Annotated in this window: 14 protein-coding genes; 9 read left to right on the top strand and 5 right to left on the bottom strand. The window is 46.8% G+C overall.

All coding sequences use genetic code 11. The annotated features are described in order from the left end of the window. Nucleotides 1-20 precede the first annotated feature (20 nt). From DXN04_RS30540 to DXN04_RS30515, 6 genes are read left to right on the top strand one after another with little or no spacing between them, the layout of a single operon-like run. Nucleotides 21-3,473: a SusC/RagA family TonB-linked outer membrane protein gene (locus DXN04_RS30540; protein ID WP_116857220.1), complete on the top strand. Its 3,453-nt coding sequence runs from the start codon at nucleotides 21-23 to the stop codon at nucleotides 3,471-3,473. A gap of 18 nt (nucleotides 3,474-3,491) precedes the next feature. Next, nucleotides 3,492-4,949: a SusD/RagB family nutrient-binding outer membrane lipoprotein gene (locus DXN04_RS30535; protein ID WP_116857219.1), complete on the top strand. Its 1,458-nt coding sequence runs from the start codon at nucleotides 3,492-3,494 to the stop codon at nucleotides 4,947-4,949. Between the two features lie 13 nt (nucleotides 4,950-4,962). Continuing rightward, the gene (locus tag DXN04_RS30530) at nucleotides 4,963-5,646 is read left to right on the top strand and encodes a glycerophosphodiester phosphodiesterase family protein (protein WP_116857218.1); all 684 of its coding nucleotides are present in this window, start codon (nucleotides 4,963-4,965) and stop codon (nucleotides 5,644-5,646) included. Further along, nucleotides 5,646-6,458: a glycerophosphodiester phosphodiesterase family protein gene (locus DXN04_RS30525; RefSeq protein ID WP_116857217.1), complete on the top strand. Its 813-nt coding sequence runs from the start codon at nucleotides 5,646-5,648 to the stop codon at nucleotides 6,456-6,458. Before DXN04_RS30530 ends, DXN04_RS30525 begins: the two co-directional genes overlap by 1 nt. Before the next feature lie 26 nt (nucleotides 6,459-6,484). Beyond that, complete coding sequence (locus DXN04_RS30520; protein WP_116857216.1) at nucleotides 6,485-8,047, top strand: purple acid phosphatase family protein; 1,563 nt, start codon at nucleotides 6,485-6,487, stop codon at nucleotides 8,045-8,047. Further along, the gene (locus tag DXN04_RS30515) at nucleotides 8,044-9,768 is read left to right on the top strand and encodes a cytochrome-c peroxidase (protein ID WP_116857215.1); all 1,725 of its coding nucleotides are present in this window, start codon (nucleotides 8,044-8,046) and stop codon (nucleotides 9,766-9,768) included. The genes DXN04_RS30520 and DXN04_RS30515 overlap by 4 nt, the downstream gene beginning before the upstream one ends. Nucleotides 9,769-9,807: 39 nt before the next feature. On the opposite strand, the gene DXN04_RS30510 is transcribed toward DXN04_RS30515, so the two are convergent. Continuing rightward, entirely contained in the window at nucleotides 9,808-10,881 is a 1,074-nt protein-coding gene (locus DXN04_RS30510; protein WP_116857214.1) for an acyltransferase family protein, read from the bottom strand. A 181-nt stretch (nucleotides 10,882-11,062) separates the two neighbouring features. On the opposite strand from DXN04_RS30510, the gene DXN04_RS30505 reads away from it, so the two are divergent. After that, complete coding sequence (locus DXN04_RS30505) at nucleotides 11,063-11,653, top strand: carboxypeptidase-like regulatory domain-containing protein (protein WP_147320104.1); 591 nt, start codon at nucleotides 11,063-11,065, stop codon at nucleotides 11,651-11,653. 177 nt (nucleotides 11,654-11,830) lie between these two features. Continuing rightward, nucleotides 11,831-12,427, top strand: a complete 597-nt coding sequence (locus DXN04_RS30500; protein ID WP_116857212.1) for a DNA-3-methyladenine glycosylase — start codon at nucleotides 11,831-11,833, stop codon at nucleotides 12,425-12,427. A gap of 3 nt (nucleotides 12,428-12,430) precedes the next feature. On the opposite strand, the gene DXN04_RS30495 is transcribed toward DXN04_RS30500, so the two are convergent. Together DXN04_RS30495 and DXN04_RS30490 are read right to left on the bottom strand one after the other, a co-directional pair. Then, nucleotides 12,431-13,198 carry a tRNA(His) guanylyltransferase Thg1 family protein gene (locus DXN04_RS30495; protein WP_116857211.1) on the bottom strand — a complete coding sequence of 256 codons (768 nt, stop codon included), beginning with the start codon at nucleotides 13,196-13,198 and terminating at the stop codon, nucleotides 12,431-12,433. Between the two features lie 32 nt (nucleotides 13,199-13,230). Next, nucleotides 13,231-13,677 carry an ATP-binding protein gene (locus DXN04_RS30490; protein WP_116857210.1) on the bottom strand — a complete coding sequence of 149 codons (447 nt, stop codon included), beginning with the start codon at nucleotides 13,675-13,677 and terminating at the stop codon, nucleotides 13,231-13,233. 121 nt (nucleotides 13,678-13,798) lie between these two features. Between DXN04_RS30490 and DXN04_RS30485 the strand changes: the two genes are divergently transcribed. Beyond that, on the top strand, nucleotides 13,799-15,403 hold the full coding sequence (locus DXN04_RS30485) for a Na+/H+ antiporter (RefSeq protein WP_116857209.1): 1,605 nt from the start codon (nucleotides 13,799-13,801) through the stop codon (nucleotides 15,401-15,403). 123 nt (nucleotides 15,404-15,526) lie between these two features. Here the strand turns inward: DXN04_RS30485 and DXN04_RS30480 are convergent, their stop codons facing one another. Both DXN04_RS30480 and DXN04_RS30475 read right to left on the bottom strand, forming a co-directional pair. After that, nucleotides 15,527-15,883: a hypothetical protein gene (locus tag DXN04_RS30480; RefSeq protein WP_147320103.1), complete on the bottom strand. Its 357-nt coding sequence runs from the start codon at nucleotides 15,881-15,883 to the stop codon at nucleotides 15,527-15,529. Nucleotides 15,884-15,895: 12 nt separating this feature from the next. Beyond that, nucleotides 15,896-16,366, bottom strand: a complete 471-nt coding sequence (locus DXN04_RS30475; RefSeq protein WP_116857207.1) for a Panacea domain-containing protein — start codon at nucleotides 16,364-16,366, stop codon at nucleotides 15,896-15,898. Between the last annotated feature and the right edge of the window lie 155 nt (nucleotides 16,367-16,521).

Below are 16,521 nucleotides of genomic sequence, written 5' to 3'. Positions count from 1 at the left end.
AGAAAGCGCATTAATTTTTTATGAAACTTAAATTGAACAGGTCCCTTGTCCTGACTGTCCTCCTGTTGCCGGAAGTCTGGCAGGTAAGGGCGCATACTGCTCCCATCACCTATAACTATGTGAGTGAAAGAGTGTCGCTGGCCACAGCACTCCAGAAAATGGAAGACATCTTTCACGTCAACTTTAACTACAACAGTGCCACCGTAGCAAACAAATATGTTTACCTTGAGCAGTTTCCCCAACAGGGAGCTTTCAATGCCAGCAAGATAGCACAGGCACTGCAACCACTGGGACTCACCATCGTACAACTGGGGCATAGCGATTATGCCATCCAGCGCATGACTGCTTCCAATACCATCACTATCACCGGCGATGAGCACAAGATCATCAACGGTACTATCACCAACGACAAAGGCGAACCTGTACCCGGTGCATTGATCACCGACCAGTCTACCAACAAAATGGTGGTGGCCGACGACCAGGGGCATTATACCATCGAAGTAAATGGCGCTACCACACTCCTTATCCACGCTGTAGGTTTTGTGAACAAGACGGTAAAAGCAGGCAACAGCGCCATACTGAACGTACAGCTTTCTCCTGATGTAAAAGATCTTTCTGCTGTCGTGGTAACTGCATTAGGTATCAAACGCGAAGAGAAAGCCCTGGGCTATGCTATCGCTACCCTGGATGGTTCTAAAGTAAACACCGTAAAAGATGTAAACGTGGTGAATAGTCTTTCCGGCAAGGTGGCTGGTGTAGACATCCGCTCCGCCAGCTCTGATCCCGGTGGTTCTGTATTGATCACCATTCGTGGTGCCAGCTCTATTGCCAACAACAACCAGCCACTCTTCGTAGTCGATGGGGTACCTGTTGCTTCGGCAAACAGGAGTCCGAATGTGCCTGTTGGCCAGGTAACGGTAGACTATGGCAGCCCTATCTCCGATGTAAGTCCGGACGATATCGCAAGCGTAACCGTACTGAAAGGTGCAAGCGCCGCAGCACTATATGGTAGCCGTGCGGCAAACGGTGTAATCCTCATCACGACCAAAAGCGGGAATGGTAAAAATAAGAAAGGCCTGAACGTAAGTGCAAACTTCAGTGCCATCTATGACAAGGCATGGCAGTTCCCCGACTTCCAGAGCGAATTTGGTGCCGGTGATGCCACTGGGTCGGTCGATCCTACCAATACCTTATCGACTGCATCATGGGGCCCTAAACTGAACGATGGCTCCAGACATATTCAGTGGAATAGTCCTACCGATGCCAATGGCAACAAGGTTCCTACGGACTGGATCGCTTATCCTGACAGGGTAAAAGATTTCTATGAAACCGGTTCTACCTATACCAGCAATGTGGCGATCACCGGTAGTAATTTCCGGCTCTCTTATACGAACCTGCAGAATAAGGGTATCACACCCAACACAGGTTTACAACGAAACAATATCAACCTCGCTGCAGGATATGAACTGAGTCCAAAAATTAAGGTCACTACCAATATTGCCTATACGAACAATACCAGCAATAACCGCCCTACCTTCAACAGGGGAAGCTCCGGTTATATCCTATACACGATGCCTGCGAACATCAACTCCAGGCTGCTGAAAGATTACTGGCAACAGGGGCAGGAAGGACTGCAGCAGTGGTCACAGGACCAGGGTAGCACAGACAATCCTTACTTCGTGGCATATCAGCTGACCAATGCCTACAACCGTCATCATGTAACAGGTAACGTACAATTGACAATGGAACTGGCAAAAGGCTTGACATTAATGGGGCGTACAGGTCTCGACTGGTATACAGAAACGGATGAAAGCAAGCGTGCCGTGAGTGCTGTTCAGAACCCTTATGGTGCTTATTATATCGGGAATTTATTTGGCAGTGAGCAGAATACCGACTTCCTGCTGACCTATAAAAAGAGCCTTCAACACGATTTTGCATTTTTCGTAAGCGTAGGCGGTAACCGCATGGATCAGCATTCTAACACGCAGTCACAGGCAGCTAGCCAGCTGGTAATGCCTGGAGTATACAACATCTCTAATGCTGCTGCTGGTACTATTACCAATGCTTCTTACAAAGCGTCCAAGCGCATCAACAGTTTGTATGCAATGGGTGAATTATCTTACAAGAGCTATGCATTCCTGGATCTGAGTGCCAGGAATGACTGGTCCAGTGCCTTACCAGCCAACCACAACTCCTACTTTTATCCCTCTGCCTCTTTGAGCCTGATTTTGTCAGACATGTTCAGGATTGAACACAGCGCACTTTCTTATGCCAAGGTACGACTGAACTGGTCTAAGGTGGGTAGGGACACTGACCCCTACAGCCTGTACAACAGCTTTACTTTCAGCTCGCCTGACTGGGGCGATGTGAAGATGGCTACCTTCAGCACCACGCTGAAAAACAATAACCTGAAGCCAGAAATCGCCACTTCCTATGAAGTAGGTACTGATCTTAAATTCTTCAACAACAGGCTGGGCATCGAAGCTACCTGGTATACTACCGATAGCCGCAACCAGATCATCCAGATCCCGACTACGATGGCCAGTGGTTACAGCGCACGCATCATCAATGCCGGTGAAATCCGTAACAGGGGATGGGAACTGGCAGTACATGGCACACCTGTATCCGGTAAGTTCATTTGGGATATCGGTGCCAACTTCACCCGTAACAGGAACAAGGTGATCGCGCTGACAGACGGCATCACTTCTTACCTGCAGGGTACTGCGGAAGGTATGCAATACCAGGTGCGTGAGGGCGAATCACTCGGCGACATGTATGGTAATACCTGGAAGACGGTGCCGGCTGGTCCTTACAAAGGAAAAGAACTGCTGGATGAAACAGGGCATAGCCAGAATGCAACCGGCCTCATAAGGATTGGTAATTATAACCCTGATTTCTCACTGGGTATCACCAACACTTTTACTTATGGTCACTTCACGCTGAATACGCTGGTCGATTACCGCCAGGGTGGTAAGTTCTTCTCCTATATGTTTATGAACCTGCTGTCTGACGGCCGTACAAAGAATACACTAAGAGGCCGTGACCTGGCACATGGTGGCCTGGCCTGGAACGACGGCACCAGCGACCGTACCGATGGTATGATCGAAGATGGTTATATCGACGATGGCAATGGCAACTATGTAAAGAATACCAACATTACAGATCCTGAGAGTTTCTATGGTGACTACTACTGGAAGATGCACGCCCGCAATACTTTTAGTGCTACCTATGTGAAGTTGCGCGAAGTGAGCCTGACCTACCTGTTCAGCAAGGAGCAAACAGGCAGACTGCCAATTTCTAACCTGAGTATTTCATTGATTGCCCGCAACCTGTTCAGCTGGACAGCAGCAGGTAGTGGCTACGATCCTGAAACTGCGATGACGATCAAGAGTGGTAGCATTACCCCGGGTACCTCCAGCTGGTCACTGCCATACACCCGTTCTTATGGAGTGAAACTGGGTCTTAACTTTTAATATTCATACTACAACTATATGAAAAAGATTTATGCCATTGGCGTGTTGTTGCTGTTAAGTGCATGTACGAAGAACTTTGAGGAAATCAACACAGATCCAAATACGGCAACGACTGTAAATCCGCAATACCTGCTTTCGACGGCGCTGGTAAAAACGGCTTATCCTTATCAGAACGAAGCCTTCCTGGACAAGCCCGCCGAGGCAGCAAGGTATATCACTAAGGTACGCAATGAAGGTGATGACCTGTTTGGCTGGGCTGGGAAAACATGGGATGGGTATTATGGGGCATTGACTTATAATAAAACCTTTCATGACCTGGCGGCCTCCAATGGTATGTTGCAATACACGGCGATATCAGATATTATCAAGGTGTTCAACTTCGCCTATATTACAGATTTATATGGAGACATACCTTATAGTGAGGCCTTACTATCTAAAGACAGTAGTATAGTACATCCCGTATATGATCAGCAGGAGGATATCTATTCTTCGCTGCTGGCCACACTTACAGCTGCCAATGATACACTGGCTGCCAACACACAGACCATTGATGCGGATTATGATCTCCTGTATGGTGGTGTGGCGTTGAACTGGCGTAAGTTTGCCAACGCACTGCATTTACGCCTGCTGCTGCGTATGTCAAAGAAATCTGCAACAGCATATACTGAGATGCAGCATATGCTGAACAATCCAGGCAAATTTCCTTTGTTCGAAAGCAACAGTGACGATGCAGGACTAAGATATTTAGGCGTGAATGCGATCGATAGCTGGCCGGGTGGGAACCTGAACAGCAAGGCGACAGAGATCGACAAGTACAAGCCATCCAAGGAGATCGTGGATACCCTGCTGCGTTTGAATGATCCAAGATTACCGGTATGGGCAGCACCCGTGTCCAGCACTACAGGTTATACAGTAGATGCCAACCTGTATGTAGGAGTACCCAATGCGATTTCATCTCCTTATGATTATAATGGTGGTGAGACACACATTTCAAAGATGGCACCTATCTTCTATGCGAACCAGAGTGACCTGCTGAAAGCAAGTATGATGACCTATGCAGAGCAGTGTTTTATACTGGCAGAAGTAGTACAGGCGGGAAAGGTAACAGTGAGTGGTGAAACCGCGGCTTCATTGTATAACAAAGGCATTGCAGCATCACTGGATGCTTATGGCATCTCTGCCACTGCTAAGGCGGCTTACCTGGCCCAGGCTTCTGTACAGTACAATGGTACATTGGCGCAGCTGATCACACAGAAGTGGATTGCGAATTTCCTGAAAGGGGCAGAGGGCTGGTTTGACCAGAGAAGAACAGGTTATCCTGTATTTGTAACTGGTCCGCTGGCGGCCATTTCTGAAATTCCTTCCAGGTATAAGTATCCTACTACGGAGCAGTCTTACAACCTGGATCAGTATAACGCAGCAGTAACCAGGCAGGGTGCGGATGAAATAACAACGAAGATGTGGTATTTAAAATGATAAACAGTTAGCTATGCAATTTTACTTAATGCTGATGATTGCCTTGCTCCCGGTTGTAAAGCATAAACATGTAGTGATCGCCCATAGGGGCGATCACACTGTTTTACCGGAGAACACATTGGCGGCATACCAGCGCGCCATAGAGGATGGGGTAGATTATGTAGAGGTAGACCTGAGAACGTTTAAGGATGGACGCTTATATATCAGTCATGGTGCACTGACGGAACTAAATAGCAGCTTACCCGCTTTTGATGAGGTGTTAAAGCTGTGTAAGAGGAAGGTAAATATCTATCTTGATTTTAAGGAGGCAGATCCGGAGCGGGTCTATCCATTGATTAAGAAGGCGCGCATGGAACGGCATATGGTGGTGTACTGCAATACGCTGGAGCAGGTGGATGCATGGCACAGGGTAGCCCCGCAAATGCCATTGATGACCAGTATACCTGGAGATGTGAAAGAACTGGATGCTTTTTTTGACCGGTACCCGGTTGCTGTCGTTGATGGCAGCATCGGGCAGTATACGCCGGCAATGCTGGCCCTTTTTAAGCGGCGGAATATAGCCGTATGGCTGGATGTGCAGGCAAAGGATGAAGGTCCTCTCAGCTGGCAGAAAGCACTGGATACCCCCGTGCAGGGCTTACAAACCGATCATCCGGGGGCATTGATCAATTATCTTAAACAAAATCGAAACAGGTAATGAATAAGCTATTATTTTTACTGTTAGTAATGATGCCGGTGGATAAAATAATCAAGGATTTTTATCATCATCACCAATATATCCTGGTGGCTGCTCACCGTGCAGACCATGAAGTGTATGCGGAGAATTCCCTGCCTGCTATCCGGACTGCCATTGACAAGGGAATTGATATCATCGAAATAGATGTCCGGGAAACAAAGGACGGGGTATTGGTGTTAATGCACGATGAAAGCATAGATAAAAAAACGGATGGTCATGGTAAGGTAGCCGATATGACTTATGCTGAACTACAGTCACTGCACTTAAAGAAAGAGGGCGTAGTAACCACAGAACGGATCCCTTCCTTCCGGGATGCCCTGGAACTGGCCAGGGGCAGGATCATGATCGATATCGATTTCAAAGCCGATACAAGAAGTGCGATGGTGTCTACCTGCAAACTGGTGAAGGAGATGGGCATGGAGCAGCAGGTGCTCTTCTTTGTATATGATTATAAAGATGCAGCCCTTGTAAGGGCAATCGATCCGGATCTGCCTGTGATGCCGAGGGTACACAATGCAGCAGAGACGATGGCGGTGCTAAAACAGGGATGTTATCCTATCTTGCATGCAGATGATGCCTGCTATACGGATAGCCTGATGCAGGTGGTACGCAAAGCAAATATGAGAGTGTGGATAAATGCGCTCGGGGACTACGATGAGCTGGGGGAGCAGGGATTTGATTCACTGTTACAGAAGAAACAGGTCAATGTGATCCAGACGGACAAGCCGGAAGAATTGCTGGCTTACTTACGCAAAAAGGGACTACACAGATAAAGTTAACATAAAAATCATATAGCAAGATGAAGCAGGGATGGTTGCTCCTTTGTTTATTTTTCTTTTCGTTTTTGACAGTGCGTGCGCAGAACAGTGATGGGGATGAAGATCCGGTCACAGTGATCCGTGGTCCCTACCTGCAGGTAGGCTCACCTACCGGTATGACGATTCGCTGGCGTACAAATGTGGCTACACGCAGCCGGGTGCGTTTTGGTACTACGGTAAATAAATGGGATCAGCTGAAAGATGACTCTGCTATCACCACAGAACACATAGTACGTATTACCGGTTTAAAACCGCATACACGGTACTATTATACCGTAGGTACATTTGCTGATACCTTGCAGGGAGATGCGAACAACTACTTCTATACATTGCCTGAAGTGGGAAGCAAAGACCTGATCAGGATCGGTGCGTTCGGCGATTGTGGCAATAACTCAGCGAACCAGCGGAATGTAAAGCAATCTGTGCTGAACTATCTCGGTAACAATTATATGGATGCCTGGATCCTGCTGGGCGACAATGCCTATGGCAGTGGTACGGACCAGGAATTCCAGACCAAATTTTTTAATGTCTATAAAGATGACCTGTTAAAGCAGCATCCTATGTACCCGACTCCCGGCAACCATGATTATAATGACCATGATTTTCCGGGTGCGGTAGAGGTAGCCGTTCGTACACACAAGACAGCCTATTACCAGAACTTCTCTATGCCTACAGAGGCGGAAGATGGTGGGGTACCTTCACATACACAGGCGTTCTTCTCATTTGATATCGGCAATGTGCACTTCATCTCACTGGATAGCTATGGTAAGGAGGCAGAACAATATCGTTTGTATGATACACTGGGTCCACAGGTACAGTGGGTGAAGCGCGACCTGGCAGCAAACAACAATAAGCAGTGGGTAGTGGCATACTGGCATCATCCTCCCTATACCATGGGTTCTCATAACTCAGATGAAGCAGATGAGCTGATCCGCATCCGTGAGAATTTTATCCGCATCCTGGAGCGCAATGGTGTTGATTTAATCCTGTGCGGCCATAGTCATGACTACGAGCGTTCCCGCCTCATGAAAGGACATTATGGAATGATGGATTCATTTGATCCTGCGGTGCATAACCTGAGTCGTTCATCAGGTTTGTATGACGGCAGTGAGAATAGTTGTCCGTACGTAAAGGATTCACTGAATGCAGGGACGGTATATGTGGTAAGTGGTTCGGCAGGCAAACTGGGTGGCCGGCAAAAAATTTATCCGCACAAGGCGATGCAGTATGCAAATGATATGAATGGTGGCGCATCCCTGCTCGAGATTGAGAACAACCGCCTGGACCTGAAATGGATCTGTGCGGATGGGGTGATCAGGGACCATTTTACAATGATGAAAGAAGTGAATAAGCACAACGTGATTACAGCAAAGGCAGGTAAGGCATTGACACTGACGGCTTCATTTGTGGGTAATTATAAATGGAGTGAGAAGAATCAGACCTCGAAATCCATTACCCTCAGGCCGGCAAAAGGCACTACGACAGTGACGGTAGAAGATAAGGAAGGTTGTATAAAAGATACATTTACAATTACTGCGCGATGAAGAAAATAAAGGTGCTTACGGGCTTGTGTTTGTTATTGTGTCTGGGGATGGCAGGCGAAGCACCGAAGGAGTACCCGGAACAGACGATCAGGTATTTCAGGGAGCAGCAGGCAGTTTTTGCAGCCAGTACAAAGGCCCTGCAGCTGGCGATTTCAAAATACGATGTGAAGGACCCGGCTACGGTGGAGCAGGCAAAGCACGCATTGAAGGAATGCAGGATTGCATATAAGCGCATTTCATTCTTCCTTGAATATTTCTTCGTGAGTGAAGCTTATGTGTTCAATACGCCGGCGAAGTATGAGGTGGAAGAACCTTATATAGAATATGAGGAGCCGGTAGGATTGCAGCAGATAGAAGCATTATTATACAGTGGTGCATCGAAAGCAGCATTGATGCAGCAGGCAGACATCGTCGCGGAAACAGCGGCAGGTCTGCCTGCTTTGTTATATAATTTTAAGGCTACGGATGCGCAGGTGATGGAGAGCATCCAGTTGGAACTGATCCGCATCCAGAGTTTATATATTACGGGGTATGATGCACCTTCGTTGCAAAGTGGAGTGCCGGAGGCTGCAGCGGCGATGGATGCCTTACGGAATGTGGTGGGAGTAGATAGTATCCGTACAGCGATGACATTGGCATGGACTTTTTTGCATGAGCATGAGGACTTCAACAGCTTTGATCGTCTGACATTTATTACTGATTATGCGATGCCGGTACAGCGTATGCTGTCAGCCATGGAAGCTACGCATACGGTAAGGGCATTGAATACGACAGCGATTTTTGGTTCGCGGGACCCGTTTAAGAAAGAGACCTTTACACAGGGGGCGGATATTACGGTCGATGGCCGGGGAGATGTGTTAAGGAATGGAGATAATAGTGCGCCGAAGATCGGGTATGATACCGCCCTGGGCCGGCAACTATTTTTCGAGAAGCGCTTATCGGGAAATATGCAGCGTAGTTGTGCAACCTGTCATGTGCCGGAAAAGCATTTTACAGATGGCATGCCACAGAATAAATCTTTGTTGGGAGGTTTTTTACCCAGGCATACGCCTTCCTTATTATATTCCACCTACCAGTATGCGCAATTCTGGGACGGCCGTGCCAGGAGCCTGGAAGAGCAGGTAGATGTGGTATTGCATAGTCCTGCGGAGATGGGGGGCACAGATGACAGCATTACGGCGCGTATGCAAATGCCAAAGGAAAAGATCATCCGCGCCCTGGCAGCTTATATACGTACATTGACTCCATTTAATTCCGCATTCGATCATTATTTAGCGGGCAATAGATCAGCCATGACAGCGCAGCAGCAGCATGGCTTCAATATTTTTATGGGCAAGGCCCGTTGCGGGAGTTGTCATTTTGCCCCCCTGTTCAATGGTTTAACGCCTCCATTGTTTAACAGGACGGAATTTGAAATATTAGGTGTACCCCTGACAGCCGATCTGCAACATCCTGTAGCTGATACAGACAGGGGCAGGATAACGGTGTTTCCCGTTACCTTTTATGAAGGAGCGTTCAAAACACCAACACTAAGAAATGCGGCTGTGACAGCACCTTTCATGCATCACGGCAACTTCAGTACCATGCAGCAGGTAATAGACTTCTACAACCAGGGCGGAGTTACACCGGTTATGCATCAGACCTTATCCACCGATACCCTTGGACTGAATAAGGCAGAGCAGCAGGCGCTTATTTCCTTTTTGGATGCCTTGGTGGATTGAGTTCACGGAGGTACCATTGCTGAGTGGTAACCAGGAATATTATCTTAAGAGCACCTTATCTCTCCATCTTAAAAAGGGTTTTTCAATTAAAAATCTCAACAGCCATGCGGCCGCCAGGCAGGTGAGGGTACAAATTACAAACATCATAGAACTCTTCGTATCAATTCCCCATGCCGAGACTATTTTCTGGGTCACGTTGATGACTATCTTATGGCTCAGGTAGAGTGCATAGGAGAGGGCTGCCAGTGAGCGGGTGAGTGCATTGCCATGTTTATACAGGAAGCAATCAGGACTGGCAGCAGCTGCTACGATGCAACCATAGCCGATGGCAATCAGAGGAAAACCATAAATACTTTCATTGAAGAGGTCTTCACTATCGCACATAATGTAGGCAGCTGCCAGGATGAGGAGGCCTGCAATGAGCAGGGGGGTACTGTATTTGTATAATCTTTCTTTGATGGCAGCGAGGCTGATGCCTACAAGTAAGCCATCGAGACGGCTGAAGGTAGGGTAATAGATCCATTTGTACCATACCATCCAGTTATCTTCAGTGGCGGGCAGGTAGAAGTGATTCCAGCAATAAAAGCGTACGCCAAAGCCTGCAAGGAAGAGGGAGGCGATGAACCATGGCGCTATCTGGTTTAAGTCATAGGTTCTGAAAAAGATGATCAGGATAGGGAGGAGCAGGTAGAACTGCTCTTCGATACAGAGAGACCAGGCGTGTGAGAAGGCACCGGTGTGTTTGAGATCGAGACCGAGGTTTTGTGTGAAGGTGAGGAATTTCCACAATGGGGGAAGGGTATCACGTTCCCGCAGGTACGGAAAGAGGAAGTACAGGGCTACGATGAGGAAGTAGGCAGGGAAGATGCGGAAGACTCTTTTGGTATAAAAGGTCTTAAGGGAGATAGGATCTTCGTTGAATAGCTGACCTGCGATGAGGAAGCCGCTGAGAACGAAGAAGAGGTCAACACCTGTCCAGCCGAAACTACCGATTGTTGAAATCCACGCAGGGTGGCCGAAGATGTTGTAATGGAACAGGAAGACAAAGGTGATTGCGAATGCGCGAAGATGGTCAAGCCCGTGGAGCTTGCGGGTGATGGGATGATGTTGCATAGTAAGTAAAAGGAAAGGATTGCAAAATAGTTTTTTTTAGATCACCTGTAGCTGGAATTATACGTTTACAGTAAAATATTTTTTCTGATCAATGCTGGCTTTGGTTTGATACTTGCATAATCCTCTTTCAATAATTATTTTGCAGGCTCTTTGTGTTAATCTGAAAAACCTAATGTACTTTATGAGAAGAATCGTCATGTTGTTTGTCTTGATACTCAGTGTTCTTGCCAGCAATGCCCAAAAGAAAAAGAATATTATCTACCCTGAAGTTTATTTTGATTCAACACAAGCGAAGAAGGCTTTGGGAATCGGGAAGGGGACAATCGAAGGACGGGCGTATACAAAGCCCCGTAATGGATACGGTTTTAAGGCACCATTGGCCAATAAGATTTATGCTTCTAATTCAACGGTGATTTTGCTGCCGGTGACTCCTTATTTTGATGCGTGGTATGCGCTGAGGAAGAAGAAGGAAGGGAAGAAAACGACGGTGTATATGTCTGACGAGGCGTATCGTTGGAGGTTGGAGGCCAGGACGGATGAGGAGGGGCGGTTTACTTTCGATAAGATGTTGCCGGGCAGGTATTTCCTGCAGGTGATCATCGGGTATTCTACGAGGTATACACAAAATGTGTATTCGGGTAGTGGGTATAATAGTTATGGAAGAACGGATTATTATACGCCGCAGGATTATTATGTAGATCATAGTGAGCGGGCGGAGGACTTTGTGGACGTGAAGGAAGACGGGGAGATAGTGAAGGTGAAGTTGCATTAGGTGAAGCTGCACCAGGATAAGTAGCACCAGGTGAATTTGAATTTGGTGAAGCGGCACCAGTATAAGTTGCACCAGGTGAATTTGAATTTGACTGGATCCTGCACCTGAATTTGGTCTGGTATTGTTATTGATCGCCTTCCCATAGGGGAAGGCGATTTTTTGTTTATATTCATACAGATGAAAAAACTGACAGCAAAATTTTATAACCGGCCTGATGTACTGACGATCGCGCGGGAGCTATTAGGCAAAATCATAGTGACCAGGTTTGATGGTGAACTGACGACAGCGCGGATTGTGGAGACAGAGGCGTACAGGGGCGTGGTAGACAAGGCAAGTCACGCTTATGGAGGCAGGCGTACGCAGCGAACGGAGGTGATGTTTGGGATGGCGGGGAGTGCGTATGTATATCTTTGTTATGGGATTCATTACTTATTTAATATAGTAACGAATAAAAAGGATATACCGGAGGCGGTGTTGATCAGGGCAGCGGAGCCCCTGGAGGGAATTGATGTGATGCTGAGGCGGACGGGGAAGGCAAAGGCGGATTTTACATTGACGCGGGGGCCGGGGAATGTGAGTAAGGCATTGGGGATAGATAAGGCGCATACAGGGTATAGCTTAAATTCTGAAGAGTTTTACCTGGCGGATGATGGGTATGTGGCTGATAAGGTGGTGGCAACGCCCCGCATAGGAGTGGATTATGCAGGGGCGGATGCCTTGTTGGATTATCGGTTTTTCGTGGAGGGGAACAGGTATGTGAGTGGGAAGCGGTAGGTGCTAGTACCCCTGTTTGTTTAGTATTTTTTCAATGAACGCACTATACTCATCCTTCATTGGGAGCATATCATTGACAATGAGTGTTCTTCGCTGCATAATGACAGTTTTTCCTGTGACCGGGTTTGTGCCTTCTTTTTCGGATTCGCCCCAATAGATTCCAATGCCTCTTTTCTGCCAACCAGGCAGGTCATTGAAGTTAATGCCGTGGGTGAAGAGCAATTCATTCTTTTGGGCAGTAGACAAGTGGTTGATCACCTTAGTTGCTTCGCTGGCAGACTTCCCGGTTTTCCTCAGCACCCAGTAGCAGTGTGCGCTGAGGGCATTGCGGTGGGCATCCTCATTTCTCCACCGGAAATAATCGACTACGAGTTGCGCGTTAGGCAATTCACTGATGCGGCAGTCGAAGACGGCTATCTGCCCTAGTTGTAAGGAGAACTTGGCACTGGCTTCGCCGGCGAGGATGGATGTATATTTCCTGGTCTTCCTGGCGAAGGCATTTTCGTGGAGATCAAAGAGAAGGGAGATCTCATCGCTTTCAGAGTAAGCATAGAGGATGTTGAAGCCGCATTGCATGAGGTGTTTGACCGTTTCGACCATAATGTCACGAAAGCGGATGTCGAAGGGTTTTTCGAAGTCATTGAGTTCTTTGGTGAGGCGGGTAAAGCCACGCCCGTCAATGCGGGCGACCATAAAGATGTTGGGGAGGACGATGGTATCATGAGCGGTTTCGTATACACGCATTTTGCTGTCCAGGTCGTCAAATTTCATGGGTATTAGTTTGCTTGTTATGTTAGATCGTATCAGATTTCATGTGGATGATCCTGCGTGAGATAGATACTGTTTTCCAGTTTTACATATTGAATAGCATCAAAACCTTCGAACAGTTCAGGCATTTGGAATCTCCGCAGGGTAGCTTTGATCCCAACATGGGGAATGAGGGCCTTGCCCTGCCGGGTGTTGTTTCGGGTAAGTGCATCCTGGAGGGATGTCTGGAAATAATAACATTTGATAGTATAGTGTTTATGTTTTGCCAGGACGATGTATTTCTGTCGTTCATTGCGGGTAGGGTTGGTGTTGTCTACCACGAAAGGCATGTGGGAGCTGAGACAGGCGTGAAGAAAAATGTCTTCGCGGTTCCTTGTATGAAGGAGGTCCAGGGATATTCTGGCATGTGAATTGAAAAAATGTTCCTTATAGAATGTGGATTTACCGCTGGCTTGCAGCCCGCAGAAGATAATTGCTTCCATGAGCGATAAAGATAGGAATTAAAGAAGTTTGTTTATAATGCGGGAGCAGAAAAAACAATCGCTCACCCAACCTTTTGTTTATTGAAAACTTTTATACCAAAATCTATAATCTACGGCCCATATGCATTTTACCTTCACGGTCTATATCGGAATATTATTAGTCATCCTGTTTTTAGTCATGATCGCCGGGCGATTAAAGATCTCCTATCCAATCGTACTGGTGATCGGTGGCTTAGCGCTTAGCTTTATCCCCGGTTTGCCCCAGATCAGCATTGATCCGGAACTGATCTTCCTGATCTTCCTCCCTCCTTTATTATATGAAGCGGCCTGGCAAACCAGCTGGAAAGAGCTGTGGCGCTGGCGGCGGATCGTCAGTTCATTTGCTTTTCTGATCGTGATCCTGACTTCGGGGGTGATTGCGCTGGTATCCAGTAAGCTGATTCCCGGCTTTACGCTGGCGCTGGGCTTTTTATTAGGGGGAATTATTTCTCCGCCGGATGCGGTGGCGGCAACGACGGTACTAAAAGAGGTGAAAGTGCCGAAGTCCCTGGTGAATATCTTGGAGGGGGAGAGTTTGCTGAATGATGCATCCAGTTTGATTGTATTCCGGTTTGCGCTGATAGCGATAACGACGGGGAAGTTTGTCTTTCATGAAGCGGTGACCAGTTTCTTCCTGGTGATCACGATGGGGATTGTGGTGGGGCTGGCAATAGGGATGGTCTTCTATGCGATTCACCGCTGGTTGCCTACGAATGCAAGTATGGATACGGTGTTGACCTTTGTAGCTCCCTATGTGATGTATATAACGGCGGAGAGCCTGGACTTTTCCGGGGTCCTGGCGGTAGTAGCGGGGGGATTGTTTATGTCGAACAAGAGTCATCATTTTTTAACCCACCTGAGCAGGATCAGGGGGGTGAATGTATGGTCCACCATAGGGTTTGTATTGAATGGAATTATCTTTTTGCTGATAGGCCTGGAGCTGCCGGTGATTGTACAGCAGTTGGGCGAGGTGTCTTTGTGGAATGCGATTAAGTATGGGTTGATTATAACATTCGTGGTGATAGTGATGAGGATGATGTGTACGATGGGGGCGGCCTTATTTACGAAGGTGGTGAGCAGGTATATAAAGACGGCGGATAATAACCCGGGGTGGAGATTGCCGGTGGTGTTTGGATGGGCAGGGATGAGGGGTGTGGTGTCATTGGCATCGGCGTTGTCGATTCCCCTGATGCTGGATAAGCAGCATGTATTCCCGATGCGGGATTTGATTTTGTTTATCACGTTTATGGTAATTTTGATTACGCTGGTATTTCAGGGTTTGACATTACCATTGGTGGTGAAGTGGGTAAATTTAGGGGAGGACCGGTTTTTTATGCCGGAGCATGAGCAGGAGGCGATCATGAGAAAGAAGATGGCATCTTATGGGTTGGCCTTGTTGAATAATAAATACGGGGAGGAGATAGCGGGGAATGATTTGTTGAAGTCGTTGAAGGCGAGGTTGGAGGGGGATGTGACATTTGCGGAGAGTTATATTGCGTCGGAGGAGGGAAATGAGCTGGTGTCGCATAAGATAGAGCGGTATAAGGTGGTGTTGACGGATTTGATCAATGAGCAGCGGGGGATTTTGAGGAAGATGAATAAGAAGGATAGTATAGATGAGGAGATTATCAGGAAGCATTTGGCGCAGTTGGATTTAGAGGAGGAGTATTTGGTGCAACGGTTTTGATAGGATTTGCTTTTAATCAGGAATAAATAGGGGCGAACTCAAAACTTCGGAACCGCCCCTATTTATTCATATACCTGATGGAGAACGTTTTCGTTTAAGCCATTCTAAGGGTCTTAATTTTACTTATGATACATCCTCTATGGGAAACAGGTTCTTTAAAATGATCATCATCATACCAATTACATTCAGGGAAGAGGTAGTCAGTAGCGTGATCAACACCGCATCTGACAGTTGTAGTTTTAACAGGTAATTATTAAAATAAAGCACGCTGATTACAGCCGACAACCAGAATGTGATATTGATGATAAAGGAATAGGTAATATGCTTCCGGAGATCAGTGTCAGTGGCAAACCTTCTGAGCTGCTCGGAGCCATAATCGCGTATCCTGTTCCTTGGAAGAGTACTGGCACTCAAAAATTTAGGCAAATTATTGCCCATTGAAAATTCCGGGTCCGAACCATGGATGAGTTTTATATTCATATGTGATCTTATTTATGCGGCATTGTCAGTTGCTTTAACTAGTCTGTTTTTAAAATATTGATATACCTCGTGGATTGGAATTATAAGTTGACCCGTTACAACTGTTTTTTTCCAGGGCGTATCACCATTATAAAAAGCAACGTCAAAAAGACCTTCAAGGTGCCCGAAGGTATTCCATACCCGGTCCAGAAACTGTTGATCTTCCTTTGAAATAGGTTGGTTCCCCTGTGGGTTGGGCAGCTTTTTATAATAATAGGTTACTCTTGATTCAATCATATTCTCAAATAAGGAACCGAAAGTAGCGTGGTCTCTTCTGCAAATCAGCGGTTCTTTAATTAAGGTAGTTTTACAATCAGAGAATGCAAGATACCAGCCATATGCGAAGTAGGTTAAACTAACGACTGCTTCTACATCAAGTGGTGCTTGTATTGTCCCATACGTGGTAATAAAATAATTGGCAATTGTAGTTGGATTATAGGCCATAGTTTTTCAAAGTTTAGTCTTTTAATTGCTTAATTTATTAAAGGTGTCGTCTTTTAACATTTAACTCCTCCACCTTTCCAAATTTACTTCCTTCTTTTCTGTTCATTTTGTTCATTCTTCCATTTCCCCCTTCCCCCCAACAAATTATTTTTCCC

It is taken from the genome of Chitinophaga silvisoli, from assembly GCF_003412465.1.
Taxonomy (GTDB): domain Bacteria; phylum Bacteroidota; class Bacteroidia; order Chitinophagales; family Chitinophagaceae; genus Chitinophaga; species Chitinophaga silvisoli.
This window is presented reverse-complemented; position numbering and strand designations above follow the sequence as displayed.